The 20514-nt window shown below is 65.7% G+C and carries 19 protein-coding genes; 13 read left to right on the forward strand and 6 right to left on the reverse strand.

Features of this window, described 5'->3' with window-relative positions; genetic code table 11:
• The 4 genes from FJQ54_RS12905 to FJQ54_RS12920 are packed head-to-tail and all read right to left on the reverse strand — an operon-like array spanning position 1 to position 4527.
• Entirely contained in the window at positions 1-876 is an 876-nt protein-coding gene (locus tag FJQ54_RS12905) for a hypothetical protein (protein WP_140928830.1), read from the reverse strand.
• Positions 877-878: 2 nt separating this feature from the next.
• The gene (locus FJQ54_RS12910) at positions 879-2276 is read right to left on the reverse strand and encodes a GumC family protein (RefSeq protein ID WP_140928831.1); all 1398 of its coding nucleotides are present in this window, start codon (positions 2274-2276) and stop codon (positions 879-881) included.
• A 14-nt stretch (positions 2277-2290) separates the two neighbouring features.
• Positions 2291-3160, reverse strand: a complete 870-nt coding sequence (locus FJQ54_RS12915; RefSeq protein WP_181160155.1) for a polysaccharide biosynthesis/export family protein — start codon at positions 3158-3160, stop codon at positions 2291-2293.
• 35 nt (positions 3161-3195) lie between these two features.
• Positions 3196-4527, reverse strand: coding sequence for a porin family protein (locus FJQ54_RS12920; RefSeq protein ID WP_140928833.1), 1332 nt, complete (start codon positions 4525-4527; stop codon positions 3196-3198).
• Between the two features lie 583 nt (positions 4528-5110).
• On the opposite strand from FJQ54_RS12920, the gene FJQ54_RS12925 reads away from it, so the two are divergent.
• The 9 genes from FJQ54_RS12925 to FJQ54_RS12965 all read left to right on the forward strand — a co-directional run bounded on the left by FJQ54_RS12925 (position 5111) and on the right by FJQ54_RS12965 (position 14116).
• Complete coding sequence (locus FJQ54_RS12925) at positions 5111-6415, forward strand: AAA family ATPase (protein ID WP_140928834.1); 1305 nt, start codon at positions 5111-5113, stop codon at positions 6413-6415.
• A 3-nt stretch (positions 6416-6418) separates the two neighbouring features.
• Positions 6419-7396 carry a glycosyltransferase family 2 protein gene (locus tag FJQ54_RS12930; protein WP_140928835.1) on the forward strand — a complete coding sequence of 326 codons (978 nt, stop codon included), beginning with the start codon at positions 6419-6421 and terminating at the stop codon, positions 7394-7396.
• A gap of 2 nt (positions 7397-7398) precedes the next feature.
• Positions 7399-8475 (forward strand): glycosyltransferase family 2 protein, encoded by a 1077-nt coding sequence (locus FJQ54_RS12935; protein WP_207790426.1) that lies wholly within the window; start codon positions 7399-7401, stop codon positions 8473-8475.
• Between the two features lie 46 nt (positions 8476-8521).
• A complete protein-coding gene (locus tag FJQ54_RS12940; protein ID WP_140928837.1) occupies positions 8522-9589 on the forward strand; it encodes a hypothetical protein in 1068 nt (355 codons plus the stop codon).
• Positions 9590-9688: 99 nt separating this feature from the next.
• Complete coding sequence (rfbA, locus tag FJQ54_RS12945) at positions 9689-10564, forward strand: glucose-1-phosphate thymidylyltransferase RfbA (RefSeq protein WP_140928838.1); 876 nt, start codon at positions 9689-9691, stop codon at positions 10562-10564.
• Positions 10561-11106, forward strand: a complete 546-nt coding sequence (gene rfbC / locus FJQ54_RS12950) for a dTDP-4-dehydrorhamnose 3,5-epimerase (protein ID WP_140928839.1) — start codon at positions 10561-10563, stop codon at positions 11104-11106. The genes rfbA and rfbC overlap by 4 nt, the downstream gene beginning before the upstream one ends.
• Entirely contained in the window at positions 11103-11966 is an 864-nt protein-coding gene (gene rfbD / locus FJQ54_RS12955) for a dTDP-4-dehydrorhamnose reductase (RefSeq protein WP_140928840.1), read from the forward strand. The genes rfbC and rfbD overlap by 4 nt, the downstream gene beginning before the upstream one ends.
• A complete protein-coding gene (gene rfbB, locus FJQ54_RS12960) occupies positions 11966-13063 on the forward strand; it encodes a dTDP-glucose 4,6-dehydratase (RefSeq protein ID WP_140928841.1) in 1098 nt (365 codons plus the stop codon). The genes rfbD and rfbB overlap by 1 nt, the downstream gene beginning before the upstream one ends.
• Before the next feature lie 18 nt (positions 13064-13081).
• Complete coding sequence (locus FJQ54_RS12965; protein ID WP_140928842.1) at positions 13082-14116, forward strand: lysylphosphatidylglycerol synthase domain-containing protein; 1035 nt, start codon at positions 13082-13084, stop codon at positions 14114-14116.
• A 51-nt stretch (positions 14117-14167) separates the two neighbouring features.
• On the opposite strand, the gene FJQ54_RS12970 is transcribed toward FJQ54_RS12965, so the two are convergent.
• Together FJQ54_RS12970 and FJQ54_RS12975 are read right to left on the reverse strand one after the other, a co-directional pair.
• Complete coding sequence (locus tag FJQ54_RS12970) at positions 14168-14701, reverse strand: Dps family protein (protein ID WP_140928843.1); 534 nt, start codon at positions 14699-14701, stop codon at positions 14168-14170.
• 78 nt (positions 14702-14779) lie between these two features.
• Positions 14780-16045, reverse strand: coding sequence for a DUF3011 domain-containing protein (locus FJQ54_RS12975; RefSeq protein WP_140928844.1), 1266 nt, complete (start codon positions 16043-16045; stop codon positions 14780-14782).
• A 138-nt stretch (positions 16046-16183) separates the two neighbouring features.
• Between FJQ54_RS12975 and argS the strand changes: the two genes are divergently transcribed.
• The 4 genes from argS to FJQ54_RS12995 all read left to right on the forward strand — a co-directional run bounded on the left by argS (position 16184) and on the right by FJQ54_RS12995 (position 20431).
• On the forward strand, positions 16184-17911 hold the full coding sequence (gene argS, locus FJQ54_RS12980) for an arginine--tRNA ligase (RefSeq protein WP_140928845.1): 1728 nt from the start codon (positions 16184-16186) through the stop codon (positions 17909-17911).
• Complete coding sequence (locus tag FJQ54_RS12985) at positions 17911-18822, forward strand: SPOR domain-containing protein (RefSeq protein ID WP_140928846.1); 912 nt, start codon at positions 17911-17913, stop codon at positions 18820-18822. The genes argS and FJQ54_RS12985 overlap by 1 nt, the downstream gene beginning before the upstream one ends.
• 51 nt (positions 18823-18873) lie before the next feature.
• Entirely contained in the window at positions 18874-19464 is a 591-nt protein-coding gene (locus tag FJQ54_RS12990) for a YqaA family protein (protein ID WP_140928847.1), read from the forward strand.
• Positions 19465-19534: 70 nt separating this feature from the next.
• Positions 19535-20431 (forward strand): SDR family oxidoreductase, encoded by an 897-nt coding sequence (locus tag FJQ54_RS12995; RefSeq protein ID WP_207790427.1) that lies wholly within the window; start codon positions 19535-19537, stop codon positions 20429-20431.
• The last annotated feature ends 83 nt before the right edge of the window (positions 20432-20514 follow it).

Consider the following 20514-nt stretch of genomic DNA (forward strand, 5'->3'; position numbering starts at 1 on the left):
TCAGCTATACTCGTTGAGGACGGACCCGATCACCGTCGCGCGGGACGCGACGAGCTGGGACGAAAGCGTCTGCACATCCTTCACAAAGGCGTGGTTCCGCCGTGCGACCACCAGCGCATAGCCCAGCACGCCGGCAACGGTCAGCGCATCGCTGTTCTCGTTGGTGGCGGGGGTATCGAAGATGGCGACGTCGTGCTGGCGCAGCAGGATGTCCACGCCGGTGCGGAACCGCGCGCCGGACAGCAGCTCCTGCGGACGCCCGACCGGCGGACCGGCGGGCACGACAGACAGGTTCGGCAGCACGTTGGGATAGACCACCCGTTCAGGCCGGTTCACTTCCAGCGAGAGATAGGTGGACAGGCCCGGACCGTTCGGATCGATGCCGAAGATGGCGTCGATCCGCGGGTTCCTGAGGTTGGCATCCACCAGCAGCGTCTTGATGCCGACCTGCGACAGCGCGACCGCAAGGTTCGCGGCGATGTAGGTGGCGCCCGACCCATCCGTCGCGCCGCACACGGCGAAGGCGCGGCGTCCGGCGCCCACATGCTGGGCGATGATCTGGGTGCGCAGCAGCCGCAGCGATTCGGCGTCCGGGCTTGTCGGGTCCGACAGCACGATGACTTCATCGGACACCGCCGCAGACGGCGCGAGCTGGAGCGCGAGGCTGCCTTGCAGCGCCTGCCGGGCCAGCACCACATCCTCTTCGGTGGCCAGCGTCAGCGCGACGGCGGCTTCGTCGAAACTCAGCCCCGTCTTGGCCTGATGTTCGGAAACCGCGCGGGCCTCCTCGTCTGTCAGTGCGCCGGTTTTCAGCAGCGCGTCTGCGAAGCCGGTGTCGGCTGTCAGGCGGCTGGACGTGATGTCGAGGTCTGTCATGATCAGATCGCCTGCAGATCGGCATCCGGTTCCCCGGGAGACCGACGGCCAAGAAGTTTGCGGAGCTGCTGCCGCAGCGGCGAGGGCGGGCTGGCTCCCACGATCGACAGCACAGGGGCACCGGCCGCGAAGGAGAGATCTTCATGCCCGCGAACCCGCCGGGCCACGAACTCGGCGATCAGCGCCGCGGCGAGACCAAAACCAAAGCCCAGAAGCCCCGACAGCAGGATCACCTGGTTCACCTTCGGCCAGGACGGGGTGCGCGAAGCGGTGGGGTCACCCATGACGATGACTCCGGGTTCCGACAGGTCGGCCGCCAGCTTCAGCTCGCCGGTGCGCTTGTTGGATTCTTCATACTGGCTGCGCTTCAGCTCGACTTCGCGCGACAAACGCACCAGTTCGTCCAGCACCGGCTTGCGTTCCAGCACCAGTTTCGATTGCGTCTCCACCTCGCGGGTGAGTTGCGACACGGACTGTTTCGCCGCACCGCTGAGCGCGGACACGCTCTGCTGCGAGCGCGAGCGCGCCTGGTTCATCTGGTTCTGCACCGTGTTCCGGCGCGCCAGAATGGCCTTGTAATTGGGGTGTGCCGTGCCGAGGCGGGCACCGGCCAGCGCCAGTTCATCCTCAATCTGCGCCAGCTGCACCGAAAGCTGATCCGTCACCGGATCATTGGCCAGGCGACCGGACGAAGCAATGGCGTTGGAGCTTTCCATCCCCTGCGCCTGCTGCAGCGCCGCCTGCAGCGAGGCGAGTTTCGCCGTCTCGCTGTCCACGCCACCCACCATGATGATGTTGTTCTTCGACATATAGTCAGACATGGCAGACTCAGCGGCAGCCAGATCCTTGCGGGCCAGTTCCGTCTGTTCCTGATACCAGGTGCCGGTGCGGCCGGCGGGATCGGTGCGCAAGCGCAGCGATTCCTGAATATAGGCGTCGCGGATCACGCCGACGATGCGCTTGGCGCGCTCGGGATCGTCCGACTGATAGATGATTTCCAGAATGTTCGAACCGCCAACCATCGTCGCGTCGGTGCCTTCGATGATCCGCGCGCCCAGCCATTGTCGCATACCGCCATCGTCCACCGAACGGCCGGTGGCTTCATAGGCTTCGACGAGCGACGGATCGCTGGTGAGGTTCAGACGGTCCACCACCGCGCCCGCGACGCGCATGTCCTTGATGATGGCGATCTGCGTGCCAACATAGCCGCTGCCGCGCGCCACCAGCACTTCGCCGGTGACGGGATCCTTGCTCATGTCCATCAGCACCCGGGCAGTCGCCGGATACCGCTTGGGCAGCAGCATGGCCACCGTGGTCGCAACAACCAGACAGGCCAAAGTCGTCGCCAGGATCAGCTTCCACCGGGCGAGCAGGATGCGCAGGAACTGGATAACGCTCATCTCAACTCTCCTGATTAGAACATGCGTTCCTTGACACGGACGACATCACCCGCCTTCAGGACTTCCGTCCCGTCGATATTCACTTCCTTGGCGTCGCCGCGCTTCAGCCCAAATTTGCCGGACGAACCCGTGGGACCAACGCCGCCCGCCATGGCGAGCAGTTCCGACATCGTCATGTCGCGCTTCAGCGGATAGGTGCCAGGCCGGGCGACGGCGCCCGTCAGGTAGATCACTTCCGCTTCCGGCACGATGATGACGTCGCCGTTCTGCAGGATCACGTCGGGCACCTTGCCCATCGCCAGATCCTCTGTGTTGATCTTCTGCTCGTCCCCACCGGCGGCACGGCGCAGGGTGATGGTGTTGTTGCCCGCTTCCTGCACCCAGCCGGAGCGCAGCAGCACATCCATCAGCCGGTTCGACTTGTCGAGCGGGATCAGGCCCGGACTGCCCACCTTGCCGATGATGCGAATGTAGTTGGAGGCGTAATCACTGACCTCGATATTGACGATCGGGTCTTTCAGGAAATTGCCCTGCACCAGCCGGCGGGTGATTTCATCGGCAAGGGTGATCACCGTCTTGCCTTCTGCCTGCACCTTGCCGATCAGCGGCATCACGATGCTGCCGTCGGGCTTCACACGCGTGCTCACATTGAATTCGGACTGGCCGTAAACGATAACGGAGATGCCGTCGCTCGGCCCCAGAATATAGACGGGCGGCGCGGTGGGCGACGGAGTCGCAGCCGACGGCGTGGCGGCCTGTGCGAACAGGGCCGATGGCGCCGCCACGGCCAGCGCCACTGCCAGACCCAGTGAAACCAGCCCGCGCTGGCAACGGGAATTGGCGCTGTTCGCCGCAATCCGGTGTGCCTGGGTTTTGCCTGCCATTGGGATGTCTCCAGAAATTCGGGATTGGGGGCGCATCAGATGCGGGCCTGTAAAGAGAAGACCACGCTGTTGACCTTGTAGCTGTAGTCGGCCGGTGTCGACGAGCGCCGATGATGGTTAAGGTCCAGGCCAAAGCGCAACATACTGTTCAGCGCATAGTTTGCGCCCAGGAACACCCGATCGTTGAGGTTGCGACTCGAAACCTCGGTTTCGGGGATTGCTGCAATGCCGTAGAAATCGGCCTGCGAATGGGAATAGCCCGTCGCGAAACTCAGCCTGTCGTTGGCGCGATAGCTGGCGCTGATGCTGAAAAAGCGCGAAACGGAATAGTTGGCCGAGCCCCCCCACCCGCCGTTCGCGCCCCGCCCCATGCTGATGTTGCCGCCCATGCGCGGCCCGGCATAAGTGGCACCGACATTCCAGGTCATGCCGGAAAAGCCGTTGCTGCCCTCAATGTTGGAGGTCAGCTTCGTCTTGCCGATGGAGGCGTTCGCGCTGAGCGTGTTGCCGATCCGATAGCTGCCGAAGCCGCTGATCGTGCGAATCTCGGTCTCGTTCTGAACGCCGTTCACATATTGGTTGACGTAGATATTCTTGCCCCAGTTGCCCGAGACGCCCACCTGCCCGCGCAGGCCGACCCGGTAGCCGACCGAACCGACAGCCGCCTGGGAATTGACGTCGGCAAAGCTGCGGTCGACATCGGGGTCGTTGGAATCGTTGCGCACCCAGTTGCGGTTATAACCGGCGCTCACGCTGATCCCGGCCTGCGTGCTGCACCCCACGCTGCCGCCGATGGTCGTCCGCGCCGTTTGCGACGAGACGACTTCCTCGAAGCTGTCCTTCTGGGTGTCCCGCCGGGACCAGGCGGCCCGCAGAGACGTGTTGCACGCCTGCCCCAGCGCGATGTCCCCCACGCCGCTCAGCGCGAAGCGGTTGGAGTTCAGATTGCTGTTGCGCGCATAATAGCTGCGCCCGATCGACGCGTTGCCAGAGATATTGTTCCGCCCCAGCGCCCGGCTGAAGTTCAGCCCGGCGGCGGGGCGGAAAATCCAGTCACTCTTCGATTCGAAGCGCGAGGACATCGGCCGCCCTTCGCCGACACGGGCCACGTTGTCGGAATATTCCGTCGCCAGCGCGGCATAGCCGGACAGCCCCAGCGAGCCGACGATGGCGAGCGGGGAAAAGGAATCCGAATCGTCGCCATAGATCCGTTGCGGGTCGTCGATCACCGCGCCTTCGTTGAACTGCTGGCGAGGCGTCGGCGGCTGCATCTGAGCCAGCGCGGGGGAAGCCACGACCAGAGTCACCAGCAGGCCACCGGCAAACGCCGCGCGTCCCTTCACCCGATCTGCGGCCTCGATCCTCATCCGCGTGTCCGTCCCTTTCGCCACACAGCCTCCCCTGATGATCCGCCCGCCTGCCCGACACGGATAACCGGTGCCGACGCCCGAGCGACATTCCTTACGTTGCACGCCCGACCTTGCGTGCCAGACCCTTACGCCACCCACCCGGCGTGCCGCCAGATGACAGGTTGTGCGTTAACTCTTTGACCGGCGCAAGTGACGGCCGGATGACGCAGCACTTGACCGCGCTTCGTAACAAAGCCAGCCTAATGCTTGGAGTTCCATACAGTTGCCGCAACCGCAAATCAAAGCCCGCGGCCGGATCGAAAGGCGAAAGACTGTTGCATACAGCCGTTATAGGCTATGGCGCGGTCCCGGTCCGTGGCATCAGCAGATGGTGCCGGGACGTCGGAAAGCCCGGATGTGTCTGGTTGCGTATGGCTGATCGTTCGCGAAACAGCCGGCCGTGGCCGGAGCAAAGAACAGGAGCGACGTTGACCGTGGCGGGACGGACAAGACGGATGGCGGACGGGCGCAGCCCCGGACGGGCGGGTATTGGCAACAACGTTTCAGCCTTGGGCATCCCGGGCCGGAAGGCGCTGGCCCGATGATCTTTCGTCGCGAACGCTTAGGGCTTGGCCCGAAAGAGACCCCGGCGGCCGCCACCGCATCCGGCAATCTGCCCCGCTTCGCCGTAGACGCGACCGACGACATCGGAGACGCGGCGCAGGGCATGCATGCCCAATCCCCGGCGCGGGCGCGCCTGGCGCTCGCGGATGCGCTGTCGGCGTCCCAGCCCGTCACCAGCCGGGAACGGCTGGCGGGCCGGGCCGATACGCTGTCCAGCCTGATCGCCGCCATCGAGCAGCAGCGCGCGCATGTCGTGCTCTATGGCGAACGCGGCATCGGCAAGACCAGCCTTGTGCATGTGTTCGCCGAAACCGCGCGGGAAGCCCGCTATCTGGTTCTCTATGGCAGCTGCGGCGTCGAAGCCCGCTTCGATGACATGTTCCGCACCTTCGCCTCGGAAATTCCGCTGCTCTATCATGCCCATATCTCCCCCACCGCGGATGAGGCGGAGCATGACCGCAGCTTCGCGGACCTGCTGGGCAGCGACCCGGTCGATCCGCGCGAACTGGCGGACCTGTTCCAGAAGATCGTCGGCACGCGGGTGATTCTGGTGCTGGACGAATATGATCGCGTGGCCGATCCGGCCTTCCGGCGTGACGTGGCTGAACTGATCAAGAATCTGTCGGACCGCGCCGCCCGCGTGCAGCTGGTGCTCACCGGCGTTGCCTCCAATCTGGATGAATTGATCGGCTTCACCCCCTCCATCCGCCGCAACATCGTCGGGCTGCCGGTGGGGCCGATGCCGGAAGCCGAGCTGAGCGAGATTCTGGCCCGCGCCGAGGATGCGACCGGCCTGACGTTTGCACTGGATGCGCGGCAGTTGATCGTGAAGATGTCGGGCGGCTCGCCCTATCTGGTGCGGCTGCTGGGCAACCGCGCCGCCGCGCGCACGCTGGATGACCGGCGGGCGCTGGTGTCCACGGCAGACGTGATCGCCGGAACCGAGGCGGTGCTGGCGGAATGGAACGCCGGGCTGCCGCGCCGGGTGCAGGCGCAGCTGGCGCGCGCCGAAGTGCGCGGCGCATGGCCGATGCTGATCGCCGCCGCCCGCGCCTCCGGCACGCCGGACGGCTGGTTCGGACTTCATGATGTGTCTGGCGAAGGCGAAGGCGGCCCGGATGTGGCGCTGGTGCGCCGCACGCTGGACGGCTTCACCGGTGAAATCGACCTGTTCGACCGCGAAGAGGGGCTGGACGGCCGGGAACCGCGCTATCGCTTCCGAACGCAAGGGCTGGCGCAGCTTCTGGGCCTGTCCGCCGCGCTCGCCCGGGCGGGCCGGTGAACCATGGCGTCGCAGGTTCCGCCTTCGCTCAGATGGTCGGCGGACCCGGAGCATTTGCTGAAAACGCTGGGCCCGCCCCGCGTTTCGGTGATCATCCCGCATTTCAACACCCCTGAGCTGCTGGTGAAATGCCTGCAGGCCGTGGCGGCACAGACTCTGGACCATGGCTGGTTCGAGATTATCGTGGTGGACAATGGCTCCCGCCTGCCGATGCGGCTGCTGGAAGCGACATGGCCCGGCGTGCGTTTCCTGATCGAGCGCCAGCCCGGCCCCGGCCCGGCGCGCAACACCGGCGTTCGCGCGGCGCGGGCAGACATATTGGCCTTTGTGGATGCCGATGTGCGTGTCGCGCCCGGCTGGCTGATGGCGGGGCTGAAGGCGGTGGGCCGCAAGCCGCTGGCGATCTTCGGCGGCGATATCCGCATCGATGTTGGCGACCGCAAGAATATGACGGACGTGGAAGCCTTCGAAAGCGTGTTTTCCTTCCGCCAGAAGAGCTACATCCAGAAGAAGCATTATTCCGTCACCGCGAACCTGATCATGACCCGCGCCGTGTTCGACAGGGCCGGGCCGTTCGACGGCATCGACAAGCCGGAGGACCGCGCCCTTGGCGAGCGCGCCTATGCGATGGGCATCCGCACCCGCTATGCCCCGCGCATGCTGGCGTTCCATCCGGCGCGGCAGAATGGCGAGGAAATCCGCCGCAAGTTCGGGCGGGTGGCGCATCAGGCCTTCACCCAGCATGTGGATCGGGGCAAATCCCTGAACCTGTGGGATGCGCGGGCGGCGGCGATGGCCGTTTCCGGGGTGGCCCACGCCCCGATGATGCTGTTTTCCCGGCGGGTGACGGGACTCGGCAACCGCGCCCGTGGCCTGCGCCTGCTTCTGCAGTTGCGCTGGCACCGGGCGCTTGACATGCTGGAGCTTTCGCGGAAGGCGCGGGCAGGCGACCAGCTGGCTCTTGTGAACTGGAACAGTTGACCGTGAACGACCTGAACCTCTCTCTGAAGCAGCCGGTGCTGGGGGCACGCGCCCAGGCCGACAAGCGCGCCCGGCTGGCCGTGATCCTGGTGAACTGGAACCGGCACGCAGACACGATCGAATGTTTGGAATCGCTGCTGCGCGCAGATGAAAAGACGCGCATCATCGTGGTGGACAACGGCTCCACAGACGGCACGGTCGAGCGGCTGAAGGCTTGGGCGGCAGGCGTGGAAGCCTATGAACCCCCGCTCGGCCCGCTGAAGCGGCTGACCACTCCGCCCTTCCCGAAGCCGGTGAACCTGCGGGTGATCGAGCCGCACGAGCTGGACAGCGCCAAGCCCGGCGACGAGCAGGTCGTGCTGCTGCTGGCGGGGGAGAACAAGGGCTTTTCCGGCGGTAACAATCTGGGCATGCGCTTCGCGCTGGAAGATCCGGCGATCGCCTATTGCTGGTGCCTCAACAACGACACCGTGGTGGATCCGGGCGCTCCCGGGGCCGTCGTCTCGCGCATGAACGCCACCCACAAGGTGGGCATGTGCGGCACGCAGGTGCGTTATTATCACCGCCCCGGCGTGTGGCAGGCGCTGAACGGGCAACGCTTCAAGCTGCTGACGGGGCAATCGCGCGGGATCGGCACCAATGTGCCCGTCACCCGCCCGTTCGATCCGAAGAAGGTGGCGCGGGAAACCGATTTCGTGCTGGGGGCGTCGCTCGCCGTCAGCCGCGCCTTTCTGGAAACCGTGGGCTTCATGGAGGAAAGCTATTTCCTCTATTTCGAGGAAATGGACTGGTCCGTGCGCAACCGGGGGCGGTTCGCCATCGCCTTTGCCCATGGCGCGATCATCTATCACAAGGAAGGCGGCTCGATCGGCTCGTCCGGGCAGAAGGGGCAGCGTTCCGAAGCGTCGGAATATTATCTGATCCGCAGCCGGATTCGCTTTTATCGCCGCAACTTCCCGCTGCTGTGGCCGCTGCAATATCCCCTGGCGATGGGTCTGATCACCCGTCGCCTGCTGCGCCGCCAGCCGAAAAAAGCCGCCGCCATGACCCGCGCCATGCTGGGCATGAGCTTCGACTGATCACCCGAACATTCACCAAAGACCCCAAGGAAAAGAGGGAACACCGATGACGAAGCGCAGCGAAATGCCCGGAGTTTTGGGACAGACAGGACGCAATGAGGGCGGGCGCACCCGCACCGTGCTGCTGGTGGCAACCGCGATGCTGGCGCTGGCCGGTTGCAGCAAGCTGGGAATCGGCGGCGGCGGTGAGCCGAAGGGGCAGGTTGTCGCCACGCTGGACGGGCAGGAAATCACCGTTCTGGAAGTGAACGCCGAACTGGCCGGCACGCCGATCCCGCCCACGATGTCCCGCCGGGATGCCGAGAAGGTGGCGCTGGAAAACATCATCACCCGGCGCATGCTGGCCAAGGCCGCCGAAGAGCGCGAGCTGAACAAGAAGCCGGAATTCCTGCTGCAGGAACGCCGCGCCGAAGAACAGCTGCGCGTGCAGGCGCTGGCGCGCGACATCGCCGCCAAGGTCGTCGCGCCCACCCGCGACGAAGCCGACAAGTTCATCGCCGAGAACCCCTATCTGTTCGCCAACCGCACCTTCTTCATTCTGGACCAGATCCAGTTCCTGCGCCCGGCCAACATCGAAAAGCTGGGGCTGGAAGCGGCGACCACCATGGCGCAGGTGGAACAGATTCTGACGGCCAACAACATCCCGTTCCGCCGCCAGCCCGCGTCGCTGGATTCGCTGGGGGCAAACCCCGAATTCGTGAAGGAAGTGACGGGCGTGCTGGCGAAGAAGCCGGACGAGCTGTTCATGTTCGCCACCCGTCCGCAAGGTGCGCCCGCCCCGGTGGTGCTGGTGAATCAGGTGAAGGAAACCAAGGTGCAGCCCTTCACCGGGGACAAGGCGCGTGAATTCGCACAAAATTACCTGAAGAACGAACGGATTCAGAACGCGCTGAAGTCCGAGGTGGACCGGCAGCGCAAGTCGCAGGATCAGCGCGTCGTCTTCCAGGAAGGCTGGAAGCCCGCCGCACCGAAGGATCCGAAAGCCCCGGTCACCAAGGCCTCTGCGCTGGAACTGGCAGGCGAAGGGCCGAAGGCCGGAACCGGGCTTGAAGCAGCAACCGCCGAGCACGCGCCGCCGGCGGCCCCGGCGGCGGAACCGGCCCCCGCCCAGTAAGACCGTATCAACGCTGCGGGCAGCCCCCATGGGGTTGCCCGCAGCTGCTTTTTCAGGGAACAGGCCCGTAGGCGAGAGGGCCGAATGAAAGGAATGCGGGTGCGCAAGGGCATCATATTGGCAGGCGGTTCCGGCACCCGGCTCTATCCGCTGACAAAGCCGGTCTCAAAGCAGCTGATGCCGGTGTATGACAAGCCGATGATCTATTACCCCCTGTCGGCGCTGATGCTGGCGGGGATTCGCGACATCCTGATCATCACCACGCCGCAGGATCAGGCCGCTTTCCAGAGCCTGCTGGGCGACGGCAGCGCATGGGGGCTGGCGCTCAGCTATGCCGTGCAGCCGGAACCCAAAGGTCTGGCGCAGGCCTATCATATCGGCGCGGATTTCGTGGGCGACGGCCCCTCCGCGCTGATTCTGGGCGACAATATCTTCTATGGCCATGGCCTGCCCGAACTGCTGCGCCGCGCAGACGCGCGCGACAGCGGCGCAACCGTGTTCGGCTATTGGGTGAAAGACCCTGAGGCTTATGGCGTCGTCAGCTTCGATGCCGATGGCCGCGCCGAAACCATCGAGGAGAAGCCCGCGAAGCCGAAAAGCAACTATGCGGTCACGGGCCTCTATTTCTATGACGGCCGCGCCGTGGAACTGGCACAGCAGGTGAAACCCTCCCCGCGCGGCGAGCTGGAGATCACCGATCTCAACCGGCTCTATCTGGAAGCGGGCACGCTGAACGTGGAACTGATGGGCCGGGGCTATGCCTGGCTGGACACCGGCACCCATGGCAATCTGCTGGATGCCGCACTCTATGTGCGCATCATCGAGGAGCGGCAGGGCCTGAAGGTGAGTTGCCCTGAGGAAATCGCCTGGCGGCTGGGTTTCATCGACGATGAGGGGCTGAAGCGCGTGGCCGAGCCGCTGCGCAAGAGCGGCTATGGCGAATATCTGCTGGCCCAGCTGGAGAAGAAGGCGTGAAGATCGAGCCGCTGGCCATCCCCGATGTGAAGCTGCTGACCCCGCGCGTGTTCGGCGACGATCGCGGCTTTTTCCTTGAAACCTACAACAGCCGGGTGTTCGCCGAGGCCGGGCTGCCGACCGAGTGGCGGCAGGACAATCACAGCCGTTCAGCGCGTGGCGTGCTGCGCGGGCTGCACTATCAACTGACCGATCCGCAGGGGAAGCTGGTGCGGGTGACGCGCGGCCGGGTGTTCGACGTGGCCGTGGATATCCGCCGCGCCTCGCCCAGCTTCGGCCAATGGGTGGGGGCCGAATTGTCGGACGAGAATCAGGCCATGTTGTTCATTCCACCGGGCTTCGCGCACGGCTTCCTCGTTCTGTCTGAAGTGGCGGATTTCTGCTACAAATGCACCACCTTGTGGCATCAGCAATCGGATCGCTCGCTGCGCTGGAGTGATCCGGCCATCGGCATCGACTGGCCGCTGGACGGGCTGACGCCGCAACTGGCGGGCAAGGACGCCGCCGCGCCGCTGCTGGCGGATGCGGAGGTTTTCGCATGAAGGTGCTGATCGCAGGGGCCGCGGGCCAGCTGGGCCGGGCGATGCAGGCCACCGCGCCGCAGGGCGTCACCATCATCGCCCCGCCGGAAGCCGAGTTCGACATTTTGGACGACGCCAAGGTGTCGGCCGTCATCTCCGCCGCTGCGCCGCAACTGGTGGTGAACGCCGCCGCCTATACGCAGGTGGACAAGGCCGAAGCCGATGTGGCGACGGCCGAAGCCGTGAACGGCACGGCGGCCGGACGGCTGGCGGCAGCGGCGGCAGCGGCAGGTGCGCGCTTCGCCCATGTCTCCACCGATTTCGTGTTCGATGGGCTTTCCCCCCTGCCCTACGCGCCGGACGCCGTGCCCAACCCCATCGGCGCCTATGGCGAAACCAAGCTCTCGGGCGAGCGGCAGGTGCTGGCCGCGCATCCGAACCCTCTCATCCTGCGCACGGCGTGGGTTTATGCGGCTGAAGGCAATAATTTCGTCCGCACCATGTTGCGGCTGATGCGTGAGCGCGACGAACTGAAGGTGGTGGCGGATCAGGTGGGCACCCCCACTCACGCCGCTGGCCTCGCCCGCGCCATCTGGACGCTGGACGCGGCAGGTGTGTCCGGCATCCACCATTGGACGGACGCCGGGGTGGCCAGCTGGTATGATTTCGCCGTCGCCATCCGCGACGAAGCGCTGGCCATCGGCCTGCTGGAGCGGCGGACCCCGGTTGTGCCGATCCGCACCAGCGACTATCCCACCCCTGCCCGGCGCCCGGCGATGAGCGTCCTCGACAAAGGGTCGAGCTGGGCAGTGACGGGGCCTGCGGCCCATTGGCGGGACGAGCTGAAGCTAGCGCTGGCTCAGATGAAGGAACAGGCTTGATGGCATCGCTTCTGGTGACGGGTGGAGCAGGCTTCATCGGCTCCAACTTCGTCGCGCACTGGACTGCGACGCACCCTGAGGACCGCGTCACGGTGCTGGACCTGCTGACCTATGCCGGGAACCGCGCCAATCTGGACGGGCTGAACGCCGAACTGGTGGTGGGCGACATCGCCGACGAAGATCTGGTGACGACGCTTCTGCGTGAGCGCGACATCCGCACCATCGTCCACTTCGCCGCCGAAAGCCATGTGGATCGCTCCATCCTGGGGCCGGACGCCTTCATCTCAACCAATGTGCTGGGCACGCACGCGCTGCTGAAGGTGGCGCGCCGCGAATGGGTGGATGGCAAGCTGCCGCACCGCTTCCACCATGTCTCCACCGATGAAGTCTATGGCACGCTGGGGCCCGCCGATCCCGCCTTCCGCGAGGATACGCCCTATGCGCCCAACTCGCCCTATTCGGCGTCTAAGGCGGCGTCCGATCATCTGGTACGCGCCTATCACCACACCTATGGGCTGAACACCACGACGTCGAACTGCTCCAACAATTACGGGCCGTTCCACTTCCCGGAAAAGCTGATTCCGCTGTTCATCATCAACGCGCTGCACGGCCGCAACCTGCCCATCTATGGCGATGGCCAGCAGGTGCGGGACTGGCTGCATGTGGAAGATCACGCCCGCGGCATCGCCGCCGTGCTGGAAAAAGGCCGGGTGGGCGAAACCTACAATATCGGCGGCGGCGCGGAGCTTCCCAACCTGAGCGTGATCGACACGCTGTGCGCGGCGATGGACGCGGCCTTCGCGGCGGACCCGTCGCTCGCTGCCCGCTTCCCCGACGCGCCTGCCGCCAAGGGCCAGCCCACCGCCAGCCTGAAGACCTTCGTGACAGACCGCCCCGGCCATGACCGCCGCTATGCCATCGATTGCAGCAAGGCGATTGCCGAACTGGGCTATCAGCCGCAACACAGCTTCGAAAGCGGCTTCGCGCAGACGCTGAAATGGTATCTGGACCATGAAAGCTGGTGGCGCAGCATCCTCGATGGCAGCTATATGGATTGGGTGAAGGCCAATTATGCAGGCAGGGCCGAGGCCCTTTAGGGCCGGTGGACGCGCTGCATGAAGCTTGACCCCAGACTTCAACGAGTGATCGACTGGCTGCAGGCGCACAAAACCTGGCTGTCGGCGCTGTTGACCATCCTTGTGCTCACGGTGGCGGGCTTCGCGCTGTGGGAAATCCTGAAAGAGGTGGACCCGGACGATATCGGCGCCGCGTTCGGGCGGATCACCCCGCATCAGGTTGCGCTGTCGATCGCGCTCACCGCCCTCTCCTTCTTCGTGCTCAGCTTCTACGATGTGCTGGGGCTGCACGCGATCCACAAGCCGCAGCCCTATTGGCGGGCGCTGCTGGCCAGCTTCACCGCCTATAATCTGTCGCACAATCTGGGCTTTGCGCCGATTACAGGGGCGGCGGCGCGCTGGCGGGCCTATCGCGGCACCAACCTTGATCCCGGCGACATTGCGCGGATCGTGGTCATCGCGGGCGTAACCTTCTGGCTGGGGATTTTCCTGCTGCTGGGGGTGTTCCTCGTCTCTTTCCCAGGCGCGTTGCGCGTGCATGACGCAACGATGAACTATGGCACGCAGGCCGCCATCGGCACGGCCATCCTGATCGTCATCGCCATCTATCTGCTGGCCTGCGCGCGAGAGATGGGGCCGCTGAACATCCTTGGCTGGACTTTGCCCGTGCCCACGTTGAAGCAGGCGCTGATCCAGTTCACGCTGGCCGCAACCGACATCGCCATCGCCAGCGCGGCGCTGCTGGTGTTGCTGCCGCCGGATGTCTGGCACCATTATCCCGATTTCCTCGTCGCCTATGTGGTGGCGGTGGTGGTGGCGATGGTCGCGCACGCACCGGGCGGAATCGGCGTGTTCGAAGCGGTGGTGCTGGTGACGCTGCCGGAGGTGGACAAGCCCTCGCTCATCTCGGCGCTGATCCTCTATCGGCTGATCTATTATTGGGGCCCGCTGCTGATCGCGGTGGCGCTGCTGGGCCTGAACGAGCTGCGCATGGTGCGGCAGACCCGTTCAACCGGGGCCCGTTCAGCGAAGGTCAAGGCACCACCGGATACAGGGGGACAACACCCCTTCTGACCCCTCCGGCGCCTGAGGCTTCCGCTTCAGGCGCCGGTTCTCTTTTTGGGGTCAGGCAATCAGCGCCCGCAGCATCCACGCCGTCTTTTCATGCACCTGCATCCGCTGCGTCAGCAGGTCGGCGGTCGGCTCGTCGCCTGCCGCGTCCACGGCCGGGAACAGCGCGCGGGCGGTGCGCACCACCGTCGCCTGATCGGCGGCCAGTTCCGCCACCATCGCCTCGGCCGCCGGAATGCCGCTTGCCTCTTTCACCGTGGAAAGCCGCGCGAAATCGGAATAGCTGCCCGGTGCCCATGCCCCCAGCGCGCGCAGCCGCTCGGCGATCACGTCCACCGCCAGCGCCAGTTCGGTATATTGCGCTTCGAACATCAGGTGCAGGCTGTTGAACTGCGGCCCGGTGACGTTCCAATGGTAGTTGTGCGTCTTCAGATAGAGGGTGTAGGTGTCCGCCAGCAGGCGGGACAGACCATTCGTGATGGCCCCCAGCTGATCGGCCGGAATGCCGATATCCAGCGCCGCCGGGCCGGGAACGGCCGCTTTCTTCGGCTTTTTGGGCGCTGCCTTCTTTTCCGTTTTCGTCGCCATGTCCATTATCCTTTTCCAAGTCCGGTTCGAGGCATTGTTATAGCCGTTCCGGCCCCCGCCCTCACGCCGGGAAAATCACTATCTGATATCGAATGCAGTCACGCTGCTGCCGCTGGCCCGGCAGTCGATCACGATCTTCTGCGTATGCTCGGGATAGGTCGCGGTTGCCTGCGCCTGAATCGCCCAGCCGCTGCCCTGCCGGGTGGCGCTGTTCACCGAGTTCAGCCGGACGGCGGTGCCGCCCGTCGCGCCCACCTGCCGCGCCGCCTCGTTCATGCAGGCCTGCCCTTCGGTGCGCGCGTCAGACGGGAAGTGCGACATGTCTGCCTGAAGGCTGGCGCTGCTGCTGCCGGAAGACCGGCTGTTGCTGTTGCTGCTCTTGCCCGCGGCCGCCAGCAGGGCGATCAGCCCCGCCGCCAGCGCCACGCCGCCGATGACGGCCCCGGTGTCAGACCCGCCGCCGCTGCTTCCGCCAGAGGTGTCGCCGGTGACATTGCCATAGCCATAGCCGAACCGCGCCTGGCAGCCATTGTCCACCCAGATGCTGCTGCGGTCATAACCCCAGCTGCGGCCGCGCACACAGCTGCTGGAGGAGAGTTGCCGCAGCATCTCCACCCGATTCTCGGTGTTAACACTGCAACGGCGATAACGGTTGTTGTCAGAACGGCATTCCGTCTGGCCCGCGAAACCCTGATTGTTGCCGCCCCAGCCGCCACCACCGCCCCAGTTGCCGCCGCTGCTGTTGCCATAGCCATAGCCGAACCGCGCCTGACAGCCCGCGCGCACGGTAATGGAGCGCCGGTCTGCGCGCCATGTCCGCCCCTCGATACAGGAGGTGCTGCTGTATTGCTGGAGCATTTCCACCCGGCCATCGGTGTTGGCGTAGCAGACCTGTTCGCGGCCATCGCGGCTGCGGCAGGTGATTTCCCCGGCAAAGCCCTGACCGCTGCCGCCGGAGCCGCCCCAGCCACCGCCATTATTGCCGCCGGACCCACCCCAGCCGCCGCCGCTGCCGCCACCGTTTCCGCGCGTCGTCACTTCGAAATTGCCGCCGCAGCCGTTGCGCACCTCGATGCTGTTGCCGTTGCGCCGCCATGTGCTGCCCTCGCGGCAGATGCCGGAGCGATCCGGCCCGGCAAAGCTGACGGAGACGGTGTTTTCTGGCAGGCTGCACGTCTGCGTGCGGTTCGCGGTGGAATAGCAGGGGACGTTGATGGTGCGATTGTAATTCTGCGCGCTGGCGGCCGCGAGTCCCACCGGGGCCAGAAACGGAACCGGGGCCAACTGGGCCACAACCATCGCCATCGACGCGCCAAGGCCCATCGGCCGGTTGATCTTGCCCATCTTCAATCTCCCCAATGGATTTGCCCAGCTTCGGCCCGCACCATAAACGGGGAAGGCAGAGCGTCCAGTGCAAAACAGACGCGATGGTTGAGGCTTTGCGCGCGGACGGCTACGGGCAGGTCTCTAAGGAGACAGGATTTGGACGTTTTTCAGCGGTTCGAGGCAGTGGTGGCGGATGCCGTGAGCGCCCTTGTGGCGGATGGCACGGTGCCGGCGGATGCCGCAAATGCGGCGATCGTGCTGGAACCCCCGCGCGACCCGAGCCATGGCGACCTTGCCACCAACGCCGCGCTGGCACTGGCGAAGGCCGCGAAGACCAACCCGCGCGAACTGGCGACCCGCATCGCCATGGGGCTGGCACGCCACCCGGAGATCGCCAGCGCCGAAGTGGCCGGACCGGGGTTCATCAACCTCACGCTGGAACCCGGCGTGTGGCAGGCGGAAATCGGCCGGATTCTGGCGCAGGGCGCGGATTATGGCCGGGGCGATCCCCGCATGGAGCCGCTGCCGATCAACGTGGAATATGTCTCTGCCAACCCCACCGGCCCCATGCACATGGGGCATTGCCGGGGCGCGGTGGTGGGCGACGCGCTGGCCAGCCTGCTGGGCTTCGCCGGGCATGACGTGGTGCGCGAATATTATGTGAACGACGCCGGCGGGCAGGTGGACGTGCTCGCCCGCTCCGCGCATCTGCGTTACCGCGAAGCGCTGGGCGAAACCATCGGCGACATCCCCGAAGGCCTGTATCCGGGCGATTATCTGGTGCCGGTGGGCAAGAGCCTCGCCGCCGAATATGGCGACCGCTTCGTGGGCGCGGATGAAACCGAATGGCTGCTGCTGTTCCGCACGCGTGCCGTCGCGGCGATGATGGACATGATCCGCGCCGATCTCGCGCTGCTGGGCATCCATCACGACATCTTCTCGTCAGAGGCCGAGCTGCTCGCCTCCGGCGCGCCGCAGAAGGCAGAAGCCGAACTGCGCGCGCGCGACCTGATCTATGATGGCGTGCTGCCGCCGCCGAAGGGCGAAGTGCCGGATGATTGGGAGCCGGTGGAGCTGCCGCTGTTCCGTTCCACCCTTTATGGCGACGATATCGACCGGCCGATCCGCAAGTCCAACGGGCAATGGACCTATTTCGGCAATGACATGGCCTATCACGCCGAGAAGGCGCGGCGTTCGTCCGCGCTGGTGAACATCTGGGGCGCGGACCATGCGGGCACCGTGAAGCGGATCGAAGCGGCGGTGGAGGCGCTGACAAACGGCCAAAAGCGGCTGGATGTGAAGCTGGTGCAGATGGTGCGGCTGTTCCGTGCCGGGGAACCGGTGAAAATGTCCAAGCGCTCGGGCAATTTCGTCACGCTGGCCGATGTGGTGACGGAAGTGGGCCGCGACGTGGTGCGCTTCATGATGCTGACGAAGCGCCCCGAAGCGATGCTGGATTTCGACTTTGCCGACGTGGTGCAGCAGTCGCGGGAAAACCCGGTGTTTTACGTGCACTATGCCCATGCGCGCATCTCCTCAGTGTTGCGCAAGGCGGCCACGCTGACCTTGCCACACCCGGCCCCGCTGGACCGGCTGGATTCGCAGGAACTGGCGCTGGCAGGCCTTGCCGCGCAATGGCCGCGCGTGGTGCGGCAGGCCGCCGCTGCGCGGGAACCGCACCGCATCGCCTTCTACCTCGCCGATCTGGCGGGCGCGTTCCACACGCTGTGGAATCGCGGCAATGACGATCCCGCCTTCCGCCTGTTGGTGGAGGCAGACCCGGCGCTGACCGCCGCGCGGCTGGCGCTCGCCTCCGCCGTGGCGCAGGTGATCCGCACCGCTCTCGCCGTGATGGGCGTGCAGGCGGCCGAGGAACTGCGCTGATGGCGCAGCCGCCCAGAGGCCGGGGACCCTCCCCGCGAGACGATGCCCAGCGCCGCGGCCGGGATGAGCCGCCGCCGCGCCGTCGCCGCGCCGAGCCGGAGGACGCGCCATGGCTGGACGAGGGCGAGTATGAAGAGGACGGCCCGACCCACACGCTCGTCGGCCGCCGCACCCTGCTGGGAATCCTGTTCCTGCTGGGCGTGCTGACGGTGGGCGTGGTGGTGGGTATCACGCTGGTGTCCAAGCGCGAATCCTCCCCCATCGACGTGCCCGCCGTGGGCGAGGAAGTGCCGGTGCTGCGCCCGCAGGGGCCATGGAAGATCGCGCCCACCGGCCCGGACGTGGACGGCGTGCCGGTGGAAGGCCAGGGGCAGGTGCTGTTCGGCACCGGTGACGGGCGGGAAACAGAAGCGGAAATCGCGCTGAACGACCTGCCGGAAGATCCGCTGCCCCGCCCGAGCGAGGCGCAGGTGCCTGCCGTCCCCCATTCCGTGGACGAAGCGCTGGAAACCGGCGCACCGAAGATCGCGGCCGAACCTGCGGCACCGCCTCCGGCCCCCAAGCCGGTGGTTCCAAAGCCCAGCGTCACCGTGACACCAACGGAAGCGCCGAAAGCGCCCGCCGTCCCCAAAGTGGTGGAAGCACCCAAACCCGCCGCCCCGGTGGCGTCCGGCAACGGCCAACAGCTGCAACTGGGGGCTTTTTCCTCCAGCGCCCGCGCGCGCGATGCGTTCAAGTCGCTCTCCACCCGCTATGCCTATCTGGCGGGGATGGAGCCGGTGATCCTGCCCGTTACCTCCGACGGCAAGACGCTTTACCGCCTGCGCACCACCGCCCCCAACCCGCAGGCCGCGCGCGAGATTTGCGGCCGGCTGCGCGTGGCGGGCGAAGCGTGCAGCGTGGTGCAATGAGGGTGCAATAAGCGGATGGTGCAACGCAGCAATCCCGTTTAGTCAGGTCCGATGCTGAGAGGACTTTACAACTGGACGCTGGAAAAATGCCGCGATCCCCGGTCGGAACGCTGGCTGTTCGGCATCAGCTTTGCCGAAGCCAGCTTCTTCCCGATCCCGCCTGATGTGCTGCTGGCACCGATGTGCCTCGCGCAGCCGAACAAGGCGTTCCGCTTCGCCTTCATCTGCACGCTGGCATCGGTGCTGGGTGGGCTGCTGGGCTATGCGATCGGCTATTTCCTGTTCGACACGGTGGGGCGACCGATCCTGCAATTCTATGGCGTGACGGACAATTTCGACAGCTTCGCGGCGAACTTCAACGCCCATGGCTGGCTGATCGTCTTCCTTGGCGGCTTCATCACGCCCCTGCCCTTCAAGGCCATCACCATCGCGGCGGGGGCGACTGCGCTGCCGCTGCCGGTGCTGATCGGCGCGGCCATCGTTTCCCGCGCGGGGCGCTTCTATATCGTGGCCGCGCTGCTGTGGAAGTTCGGCGAGCCGATGCAGCGGCTGATTGATCGTTATCTCACGCTGCTGGCCACCATATTGGGCACCGCGATCGTGGGCGGCTTCGTGGCGATGGGGCTGCTCACCCAGTCCTGAAGGCTCGTTTTTGCCAGCTTGTCGCCTCCCGGCCTCTCCCGCACCAGATGCGGGAAATCGAGGGAGACGAATGATGTCCATGTTCCGCACCGATCTGCTGAAGGGCCACAAGATATTGGTGACGGGCGGCGGCACCGGGCTGGGCCGCTCCATGGCGGAAGGCTATGCCGCCCATGGCGCCGAAGTGGTGATCTGGGGCCGGCGCGGCCCCGTGCTGGAGGAAACCGCCGCCGAACTGCGCGAGGCGACCGGCGGCAGCATCACGCCGATGGCGGTGGACATCCGCAACGCGGGAGCCATCGACGAGGCGATGCAGGAGATTTTCGATCACGGCCCGCTGACCGGGCTGGTGAACAATGCGGCGGGCAATTTCATCAGCCGCACCGAAGATCTCTCGGCCAACGCCTTCAACGCGGTTGCCTCTATCGTCGCGCACGGCACCTTCAACACCACGGTGGCGGCGGGCAAGCGCTGGATCGCGGGCGGGCACAAGGGCTCGATCCTCTCCATCGTCACGACATGGGTGTGGACAGGCTCGCCCTTCACCGTGCCCAGTGCCATGTCCAAGGCGGGCGTCGCCGCGATGACGCAGAGCCTCGCGGTGGAATGGGGGCCGAAGGGCATTCGCGCCAACGCCATCGCGCCGGGCCCCTTTCCCACCAAGGGCGCGTGGGAACGGCTGATGCCCGAGCCGATGGCGACGAAAACCGGCAATGTCACCGGGTCGGACATGATCCCGCTGCGCCGGGTGGGCGAGCATAGCGAGCTGGCCAACCTCGCCATTTTCCTGATGGCGGATGAATGCCAGTATCTGACGGGCGAGGTGATCGCGTTGGACGGCGGACAATGGCTGGCGACCGGCGGCAATTTCCACGCTCTCACCCGGCTGGACGATGAAGATTGGGCGCAGATCGGCGAGACGATCCGCGCCACCAACAGCAAGGATCGGGAACAGCGCACGGCCTGATTTGCAGCAGATCGCGCAACCGCCTAGGAGCATGTCCGTTCAAATGGAATCATTTGAACAAGGAACCCATGCGGGAAACAAAG

The organism is Sandaracinobacter neustonicus (assembly GCF_006385875.1).
Lineage (GTDB): Bacteria > Pseudomonadota > Alphaproteobacteria > Sphingomonadales > Sphingomonadaceae > Sandaracinobacteroides > Sandaracinobacteroides neustonicus.

Excerpts from the sequence above, each read along its gene's own strand:
- FJQ54_RS12920 (WP_140928833.1), bottom strand. The coding sequence starts at position 4,527 with ATGAGGATCGAGGCCGCAGATCGGGTGAAGGGACGCGCGGCGTTTGCC.
- rfbD (WP_140928840.1), top strand. The coding sequence starts at position 11,103 with ATGAAGGTGCTGATCGCAGGGGCCGCGGGCCAGCTGGGCCGGGCGATG.
- FJQ54_RS12905 (WP_140928830.1), bottom strand. The coding sequence starts at position 876 with ATGACAGACCTCGACATCACGTCCAGCCGCCTGACAGCCGACACCGGC.
- FJQ54_RS12990 (WP_140928847.1), top strand. The coding sequence starts at position 18,874 with ATGCTGAGAGGACTTTACAACTGGACGCTGGAAAAATGCCGCGATCCC.
- FJQ54_RS12930 (WP_140928835.1), top strand. The coding sequence starts at position 6,419 with ATGGCGTCGCAGGTTCCGCCTTCGCTCAGATGGTCGGCGGACCCGGAG.
- FJQ54_RS12995 (WP_207790427.1), top strand. The coding sequence starts at position 19,535 with ATGATGTCCATGTTCCGCACCGATCTGCTGAAGGGCCACAAGATATTG.
- FJQ54_RS12965 (WP_140928842.1), top strand. The coding sequence starts at position 13,082 with ATGAAGCTTGACCCCAGACTTCAACGAGTGATCGACTGGCTGCAGGCG.
- FJQ54_RS12915 (WP_181160155.1), bottom strand. The coding sequence starts at position 3,160 with ATGGCAGGCAAAACCCAGGCACACCGGATTGCGGCGAACAGCGCCAAT.
- FJQ54_RS12925 (WP_140928834.1), top strand. The coding sequence starts at position 5,111 with ATGATCTTTCGTCGCGAACGCTTAGGGCTTGGCCCGAAAGAGACCCCG.
- FJQ54_RS12985 (WP_140928846.1), top strand. The coding sequence starts at position 17,911 with ATGGCGCAGCCGCCCAGAGGCCGGGGACCCTCCCCGCGAGACGATGCC.
- FJQ54_RS12910 (WP_140928831.1), bottom strand. The coding sequence starts at position 2,276 with ATGAGCGTTATCCAGTTCCTGCGCATCCTGCTCGCCCGGTGGAAGCTG.
- rfbB (WP_140928841.1), top strand. The coding sequence starts at position 11,966 with ATGGCATCGCTTCTGGTGACGGGTGGAGCAGGCTTCATCGGCTCCAAC.
- FJQ54_RS12975 (WP_140928844.1), bottom strand. The coding sequence starts at position 16,045 with ATGGGCAAGATCAACCGGCCGATGGGCCTTGGCGCGTCGATGGCGATG.
- FJQ54_RS12940 (WP_140928837.1), top strand. The coding sequence starts at position 8,522 with ATGACGAAGCGCAGCGAAATGCCCGGAGTTTTGGGACAGACAGGACGC.
- FJQ54_RS12970 (WP_140928843.1), bottom strand. The coding sequence starts at position 14,701 with ATGGCGACGAAAACGGAAAAGAAGGCAGCGCCCAAAAAGCCGAAGAAA.